Consider the following 8,691-nt stretch of genomic DNA (forward strand, 5'->3'; position numbering starts at 1 on the left):
TTTAACACGTCCTCGCCGCTTGCTTCGATATAGCCGTAGCCCGTATTTGCCTCCGCAGGCTTGATACTAAATGTAACCAAAAACCCCTGTTTCGCAAGCTCGTGCGCGCGCAAGACGCTGTTTTTATACGCCGCCTCATCTCTAATGAGATGATCACTCGGCGTTACGAAAACGATCTCCTCGGCCTTTAAGCTCAAACACGCAAGCGCGATCGCAGGAGCCGTATTTCTGCCAACGGGCTCGAGAAGAAATTTTACGCCGCGCGCGCCTAGAGCCTCAAGCTGATCAAGCGCCAAAAAATACTGCTGCTCATTCGAGACGACGAGCGTGCGCTCGCATAGCGGAAAATTTCGCTCGTAGCTCATCATAAAAAGCGAGCGGTCGCTGAAGAGGCGCACGAACTGCTTCGGCATAAGCGTACGGCTGATCGGCCACAGCCTCGTGCCGCTGCCGCCGCTTAGGATTAGATTAGTCATTTAGGCCGTCCTTAAATTCCTCATATTTTTTCTCGACGTAGCTTTTGATCTCGGCCTCAAATCTCTCTTTTGAAAATTTTAGAGCATTTTTTCTGATGGCTATAGGATCAAATTTATCTATATTTATTTCAAATTTATTAATTGCATCTATAAGCTCATGCACATTTTGATTATAAAAATAAACGCCTGTTTGCATGTCTACAATAGTCTCTTTTGTGCCGCCTCTTCCCAAGCAAATCACAGGTGTGCCACAAGCCTGCGCCTCAACTGGTGCTATACCAAAATCTTCTTCTGCCATAAAAACAAAAGCTTTTGCTCTGCTTACATAATTGCTGATAGCAATTTTATCCAAAAAACCTACAAATTCAATATTACTATTAGATAAGTTTTTTAAATACTCTCTTTGGCTACCATCGCCGACTATTATTAGTTTTTTATCTTTTAACACATTAAAGGCCTTCACAATTATATCAAATCTTTTATATGGTTCCAACCTACCAACACTAACATAATATGACTCCTTTTTTGTTTCTAATCCAAAACTATCAATATCAACTGGCGGATAAATTACTACAGAATCTCTCCCATACCTACTCTCAACCCAAGACTGAACAAACTTTGAGTTTGATATGATAAAATCAGGTTTTTTTGATGCCTCTATATCAAATTTTTGTAAATACGGTATTATAAATTTAAATATTCTTTTTATTCCGGTAAAGTATAAATTTCGTTCTTCCCATATATATTTCAAATTTCTAGCTTGAAAATAAGATATATGTAAAGCTCCTTGGGATGTTACATATTTTGAAATAGCATGCGAAGAGCTAATTATCAATTTAGTGTCTTGTGGTAATTTTATGCCTTTTATAAAATATGGAAACAAAGGTAAAAAATATCTAAATCTCTTACCAAATAAATTTAATAAAGTATGGTTGATTTTAGGGATATTTCCATTAAATGTTTTATCAAGATCCTCTTTGCACATTATATTCACAAGAGTGTAGCATTCATCAAATTTAAATATTTTATGCAAAGAATTAATGACGCGTTCCGAGCCTGCATATTTATCCAGCCAATCAACAACTAAAATTTTTTTCATATTAATCTCCATTTATCATGTATACTATTTCACAAATAATCAATTTCTTTTTATAATTTACCCATCCACATCCTTTTACTTTCAGAGTATATATAAGCCAATTCACGTCAATATAATATCACTTTCATCACGTTTTACTGTGAGCAATTAATTTTATTACAAACCAGAATTCTATTACTCCAAGGCTTAACTTTTTACAAAATCCACAACCTACAATTGGTATATAAATTATCTAAAACAATTTATTGACTTTTTTAAAAGCAATCCTAAAAAACCATATTGGCAAGATATTTGGTTGTAGATATCTTTATATTTTATAACTTATTTACTAAATTTATAATTTTCTGTGCCGATTTCTCCCAGCTGAATCGCTTAATATTTTCAAAACCTTTAGCGCGAAGTTTGTTTTGTAAATCCTTATTATCTATAACCAATTCTATCTTTGTTTCTATGTCATGAATATTTGTCGGATCAAAATACAAAGCACCGCTACCGCAAATCTCCGGCAAACTCGTAGTTTCCGAACACAATACCGGGCAACCACATGCCTGAGCTTCAATTGGTGGAATTCCAAAGCTTTCATATAATGATGGAAAAACAAAAGCGGTCGCATTCTGATAATAAGCCATTAAGATATTTTCATCATTAATTTGTCCGACAAATCTTACGTATTCGTTACTAGCTATATCGCTTGAACGAAATATTTTTTGATCGCAGCCGCCCACTATGTATAATAAAATTTTTTTGTTTTTACTATTAATGTTATTTATAGCTTCAATCAAATTTACTATATTTTTACTCTTAGAGACTGATCCAACATATAAAATATATTCTTCAATATTGCCATTAAAAATATTACTTACAATGTTATTTTTACTTCGAACAATATAACTATTATATACAACATCTATATTGCGATGTAAATTATATATATTTTTATAGTATGATAATATTTCCTGTTTCGTATAATTACTTACCGTAAAAATGAATTTACTATTTTTTATTATCAACGGAATTAGAAATTTATACATATTATGAAATAAAAAAGAATTCCATTCCTTATTTAAAAAAGACAAACTATGTATGACCGTAACTTTATTTTTATAGAATACTGGCGCCATATTGGCTAAATTTAATAACAATGGGCTCTGTCTCTTTACCAAAAATTCTGGTAATTCCAATTGTTCCCATAGATATCCTTGTAAATTTCCAATACAAATTACATCTAGCTCTTTTGCCACATCTATGTGAATTATATTTTTTGGAGCAACGAATCGAATATTATCTTTCAATATCCTTTTAAGCCACAATGAAATTTCAATTGCGAATCTTTGAACTCCAGTGATATTTTGAGTTAAAAACCTAGCATTCACAAACAGCATATCTTATACCTACAATAGAATATTTAATCCACATATATACCGATTTCCTTCAAAAAAAATTTTAAGATACAAAACCAAGAAAGTTTCTGCAAATCATATTCTTTACCATGGCTATATTTTATTGCATTGCAAAACTCGTCTTTTGTATTAACCAAATAAATTATACCACTCATATCTTTAATCTGCTCCCACTCCACGCTAACAACCTTTAATCCGCAAGCTAGATACTCATACATCTTTAGCGGATTTATACTATTTACTAAATCAGGATAATCCTTAACATTAAAAGGAATAATACCCACCTGCGAATTATATAAAAACGCGGGGATTTTATCATACGATATAGCTCCCAAAATATGCACGTTTTTTAGCTTTTTGAGTAAAGATAGATCTTTTTGCTCCGGACCTATTATAATAAAACTATAATTTGGCAAATTTTTAGCGCAGTAATACACTAAATCCACATCAAACCAATCATGTATTGCGCCTACGTAAATTACCCTAGGCTCAGGAATATCTTCAAGCTCCTGCGGCAAAGACCTATCTGCCGCTTTAAAGAAATCAAGATCAATGCCATTTGGCACATATTTCATTTTAGATTTATCTTTTATTTGATCGTATTTTTCTTTTAAATTTTTCGCTGTATAAATGACCGTATCCACCTTGTTCGCGATATTTATCTCGGCTTTAAACTGCGCATCAGAAACTGCATTAAAACCTTTTGAATAATCAGCTATCCTTAAAATCGATTTTTTATAAGTTATAGTATCTAGCAAAAAACCAAACAATGGGCTATCTAACCACAATATATCAACTTCGCCAAAACCCCGCTCCTTTATAAAATTTAGCAAATTCGGGCACGTAAAATTTTGCCAATTATTTAAAACAAAATTCGACGATAAAATCGGCTTATTTTGAGGAGTAAAAATGGAGCGTGGAACATAATAAAAAATACCGCCCGCGCTTTCGCCCCCTTTTTTATAAATTCTTTCCCGCTCTTTCAACTCGTTGCTATTTGCAAAAATTTTATGTATCGGCGAGATAGGATTTGAGATAAAAAGCACCTCATACCCTAGCTTTTCAAACGCCCTGGCATAGTGATGACTACCGACCTGAAATGGCGAAGTATAGTAATTTGCAACGGCCATTAAAACTTTTTTAGACATTTTTCATCAACTTCCCATATCCATTCGAATATAACTCAAATTTACTATAATAAAATTCCCTATTTGCCATATCGACAATCTCTAACCCGTTCTCTTTTATCTCAAATTTTCTAATAATTTTTACGCCTTTATATTCTGCGGCGAGGCTTATAAAATTTTCTCCAAAATCTATCACCTCGCATCTACACTCTGCAAACATTCCAAATAATCCTATCGCTCCCTCGCCCCAACTATTTTGTTCCAAATCGCCTATAATCGGCACGTTGTGTGCCTTGACACTTCTAAATTCATTTCTTCTGCCGGGGAGCGGCGTATAAAGATATGAACCTGGATCTCTTGCTATATCCAGCCCGTCTATCCACAGCTCGTAGCTCAGCTTATCGTTGTGCGTATGTCCGCCGTGACCCTTTTGCCCAAGCGGCGTAGCGCAGACGGCGAGGTAAAATTTGCTGGATTTAAAGATAAAAATTCCGCTGTCCGGATAAAATAGTTTTTTGATCTCTTGCGAACTCGCAATTTTAAATTCCATGCTTTTTCGGTGCGGCAATTCGCTAAATTTCACGCCCGAAGCGACCTGGCTCTTATATGTTTTATCTCCTGTTTGCAGCGTGCGCCCGGCAAGAGATCGAGCAAAACTCCTCTCAAAGCGCATATCGTTTTTAAATATCTCGTCGTCAAAAATCCCGCCCATGCAGCTAATTAGCGCCGAGTGATTTAAGATATTTTCATCCCAAAACGGCTCGTTATCGCCCGCAAAGCCGCTTAAATTTAGATATTTTCGTACGGCCTGTTCGTTGCTCAAAAACTCGCCGTTTGGGCTAAATTTAAAAAATCTGCCGCTGTCGTTATCGCCGAATTGCGGCACTTCGCCGTTTGGCTTTGTAATGTCGGCAGTAAACCTGCCGATTTTATACAGCCTGTCTGCGAACCACTGCGGCAGCGCTATTTGTCCGTTTAAAATTTTAAATTCCTGCTCGTTTGGCGGCATGAGTTTTGGCTTTTTGCGCCAAAGCTTTGCGTCGTAATTTTTTAGCGATGAAATTTTTTCACTTTTTAGACCCAGTATCAGAGCCGTGGCATATGCCATTAGCTCACCGCCTAGACGGTGATAGCTCGTAGAACTCTCAAAATTGCCGCCGTCTTCGTAAAATTCCTTTTTCATTTCACAGGTTATCTCTTGCACGGCAAACGCCAGCCACGCGTCCGTCTCGCCGCCGCCGTCCAAATAAGCGCACGCAAATAGCAGGCCCACGATGTCGCTTAGATAGTGATTTGACGTAAGATGCGGCGAATATTCCAGATTATTTACGATATGAAGCGCATGCTCGTAGACGCTATTTGAAAAGGTCTGCTTGAAATTTTGATCTAAAATTCCGCCCTCATCCATCTGGCAAAACATATCGTAAGCCGCCAGCATATTAGCGACCCTGATGCTCACGTCCATCGTACAGGTCCAATTTACGCCCATTCTAGGCGGATTGTTGCGGATAAAATCTAAAATTTGGTTTTTAAATTCTTTTAAATTTTGCTCTTTCAGACTCGGATCCGCCATCGCAAAAATAGCAAGCTGCGGCATGTGCTGAAGCCTCGCAAGCTCCCACGGCACCTTTATATCGCTACCAGGTTTATGGGCTATGCGCTGATCTTTGTACCATTTTTTTTCATCCCACCGAAAGCCGCTTTTAAAATCCTTTTGCCAATCAATCGGCTCGTAGCCCTCTAGCGCGTTTGCGGGCGCTGCGACGTTCATATCGTATTTGTAGCCCTCAAGCCCGAGCGCCGCGCTATCATAGCTATTTTTCACCCACCCGCTACCGAGCAGATCAAATTTATGATCGATGTACATTTTGGATAGATATCTTGCGACATCCGGATCGATATTTGACAGGTAGAGTTCTTTTGTATTTATGTAGCTAGTTTTTATGATCGGAACATTAAAATTTGTGCGGGCACCCTTTTTCATATATGTCCACTTTTGAATGCGATCATTAATCTTTTTAAATACCTTAAAAAATATTTTTTTAATCACCTCTCCAAAACCAATAACTTTTATCTTTTTAAAATAGTATGATAACATCATTTTGCTATACCTATAAATGACTTTTTAAGCACGAAGGATAGTCTCAGCGCATATAATATAAACAGCAACAAACATATAAAAATTTTATCCAACATTCTAAAATCATAAAAACTCTTTAAAAAAAAGATTATACATGGGATAATTAGTTGAACACAAAAAGGCAAGTAGCCTATAAAAAATTTTGGCTTTATCATTTTTGCAACAATTAAAAAAGATAAAAAATTTACGAACGAAATAAATGCAACAGAATAAATAAGTATTAAAAAATTAGAAAAATAAGAGCTTATGGTTAATGTAGCTATAGAAAGAGCACATACAGAAATTTCTATATAAGAGCAATACTGATTTTTGCTAGAAATATTTATATTTAAAGCCAATATTCTGGAAATAATATAAAAATACCCACTAATCAAAAAAGCCAACAGAGAATTTTTAAATTCTATATACTTTGCGCCGGCGAATATTGATATAATCTGTTCAGAAAATATAATAAAAATGGACATTAAAAAACCAAATAATAATATTATTATAAAAAACATTCTTTGGTAAGATATGAAAAAATTATTATCGGCATAATGCTTAAAAAACTTTTGTGAAAAAAACAAATAAAAAGGCTCAAATAATAAAAATAACATTGATGCCATTTTTTGATAGACAAAAAATGTGCCAATCAAATTTTGATTAAATGAAAAAATATTCATGATGATTTGTGGTGCAAAAGAGGTTAAATATACACAAAGATTTCCAGGTAATATTTTTAATGAAAAAGCGGATATCTCTCGAATTATATTAAAATCTATACAAAACCTCCACCGCCTAACAATTAAGATACATACTGTAATATATGAAAAAAGCATAGAATATATAATATATTTTGAATCTATTGAATTATTAAAAATACTTTTTAATAAGAAAAAGTAAAAAACAGTAAAAATAACTTTTAACGCAACAATTATGCCATAATGGAAATCTTGTTCTAAGAATCTTTTTTTACATTGCATTAGATATAATATAACATCAAAAAATGATAACAATATAAAAGCGAAAAATAGTAAAAAATCTAAATTTAAGAAATATTTTAAGATAGCGATAAAAATAAAGCCAAACGCGATATGCAATATAAAAGTAAAATTTATAATGCTAAAGAAAAGCTTGTCCTGTTTTATATTATCATTATATTCATAATAATACTTTGTGTATCCGGATTTTATCTCTAATGAGCAAAAAAAGGATGCGAAGGTATAAACTATTATATACATATTATATCTTCCCATTTCGCTCACACTAAAATAATGTGCCAAATATGAGAAGAATATTACATTCGTCCCTTTTTCGAGGATTAAAAAAAATATATATATCGATACTGTTCTAAAAGATCTATTTAACATTTCTCTATGCAGACTCTGTATTGTATTTTTTATCTTCTTCAATTAAATCTTTTGTATATCTTTTAAATTTCATTATGCTATTAATATATTTAAGCAAAATATATAGTTTATATTTAAATGGCTTAATTGGGAATTTCCACATATAACCCACTTTCATAACCGAACCAAATCTCTCTTTAAATCTTTGCACTCCAAATATTGAGCTATCTTTTTTTACATTAATTCTAGCTCCCACAAAAACATATTCATCAAGACCTTTTGCTTTCATATCATTGATAATTTGCCAATGCATTAATGTTAAGGCTCCCTGATGGGGTTTTTCAATACTACCGCCATACAAATAATACGCTTTTTTATTATCCAATCCAATAATAGCGCCGCCTTGAGCTATTCCGTCATATTCTGATACATAAAATTCTAAATTAGCACCCACTCCTCTTAGTTCATTATCTATACTTTCTGATGCAGACTCAAAACCACGCCTTAGCATAGTACAATCTATCATATTTAAAGTATCGTTTTTGTATTGAATGCCTTTATTGATTTGCACACCATCTCTTTGGGCTTTGTTTATGGCATTTCTATGTTTTTGATGCATATTTTTAAAGAGAACATCTTTATCCTGAAGTAGATTTACTGGCAAAGAACCGAATTTACAATATATAGCATCATCAGGAACCGTATTAAAAACAACATTACTAGGCGCTCTTAATATAAAATCAACATATTTTAATTCTTTCGCTATTTTTTCTATAACTTTATTTAAAAAAAATTTTTCATCATCCAATGCTATATTATTTTTTAGATATATTGTTTCAGAGGGAAAGATCATATATCTAAAAAATAACTTTTTACAAATAAAATACGGTAAAATAAAATTATCGTCCACAAACCATCCATAGTCATTTGACTGAGCAGACAAGTACTCTTTACTAGAAAACAAATTTAAATCTTTATTGTTATATTCCTTCAAAATTCTTATCATTTAACTTTCCTTATATACTTTATACTTTCCTATTTTTAAATCATTAAAAAGCCATCTATTATTTTTCATAAAGCCTTCATAAATTTCTTTAGTTTGTATGTTTTGTAAATATCTA

7 protein-coding genes are annotated in these 8,691 nt (G+C 33.4%); all 7 read right to left on the reverse strand.

Going from position 1 to position 8,691, the window contains the following annotated elements; genetic code table 11:
- A partial coding sequence (locus Q0546_RS03575; protein WP_298790599.1) for a sugar phosphate nucleotidyltransferase occupies positions 1-476 on the reverse strand: 476 nt, incomplete at its 3' end.
- Positions 469-1,575, reverse strand: a complete 1,107-nt coding sequence (locus tag Q0546_RS03580; protein WP_298790601.1) for a glycosyltransferase — start codon at positions 1,573-1,575, stop codon at positions 469-471. The genes Q0546_RS03580 and Q0546_RS03575, both read right to left, overlap by 8 nt.
- Before the next feature lie 314 nt (positions 1,576-1,889).
- Positions 1,890-2,957 (reverse strand): glycosyltransferase family 1 protein, encoded by a 1,068-nt coding sequence (locus tag Q0546_RS03585; RefSeq protein ID WP_298790603.1) that lies wholly within the window; start codon positions 2,955-2,957, stop codon positions 1,890-1,892.
- A gap of 23 nt (positions 2,958-2,980) precedes the next feature.
- A complete protein-coding gene (locus Q0546_RS03590) occupies positions 2,981-4,123 on the reverse strand; it encodes a glycosyltransferase (RefSeq protein ID WP_298790605.1) in 1,143 nt (380 codons plus the stop codon).
- The gene (locus Q0546_RS03595) at positions 4,116-6,086 is read right to left on the reverse strand and encodes an alginate lyase family protein (protein WP_298790607.1); all 1,971 of its coding nucleotides are present in this window, start codon (positions 6,084-6,086) and stop codon (positions 4,116-4,118) included. Before Q0546_RS03595 ends, Q0546_RS03590 begins: the two co-directional genes overlap by 8 nt.
- A 113-nt stretch (positions 6,087-6,199) precedes the next feature.
- The gene (locus Q0546_RS03600; protein WP_298790609.1) at positions 6,200-7,633 is read right to left on the reverse strand and encodes a hypothetical protein; all 1,434 of its coding nucleotides are present in this window, start codon (positions 7,631-7,633) and stop codon (positions 6,200-6,202) included.
- Entirely contained in the window at positions 7,596-8,576 is a 981-nt protein-coding gene (locus Q0546_RS03605) for a peptidoglycan bridge formation glycyltransferase FemA/FemB family protein (RefSeq protein ID WP_297950371.1), read from the reverse strand. The genes Q0546_RS03600 and Q0546_RS03605 overlap by 38 nt, the downstream gene beginning before the upstream one ends.
- Positions 8,577-8,691 lie beyond the last annotated feature (115 nt).

The organism is uncultured Campylobacter sp., assembly GCF_937997465.1.
Classification (GTDB): domain Bacteria; phylum Campylobacterota; class Campylobacteria; order Campylobacterales; family Campylobacteraceae; genus Campylobacter_A.

Coding starts and splice junctions, on each gene's coding strand:
- Q0546_RS03585 (WP_298790603.1), bottom strand. CDS start 2,957: ATGCTGTTTGTGAATGCTAGGTTTTTAACTCAAAATATCACTGGAGTT.
- Q0546_RS03605 (WP_297950371.1), bottom strand. CDS start 8,576: ATGATAAGAATTTTGAAGGAATATAACAATAAAGATTTAAATTTGTTT.
- Q0546_RS03590 (WP_298790605.1), bottom strand. CDS start 4,123: ATGTCTAAAAAAGTTTTAATGGCCGTTGCAAATTACTATACTTCGCCA.
- Q0546_RS03580 (WP_298790601.1), bottom strand. CDS start 1,575: ATGAAAAAAATTTTAGTTGTTGATTGGCTGGATAAATATGCAGGCTCG.
- Q0546_RS03595 (WP_298790607.1), bottom strand. CDS start 6,086: ATGAAAAAGGGTGCCCGCACAAATTTTAATGTTCCGATCATAAAAACT.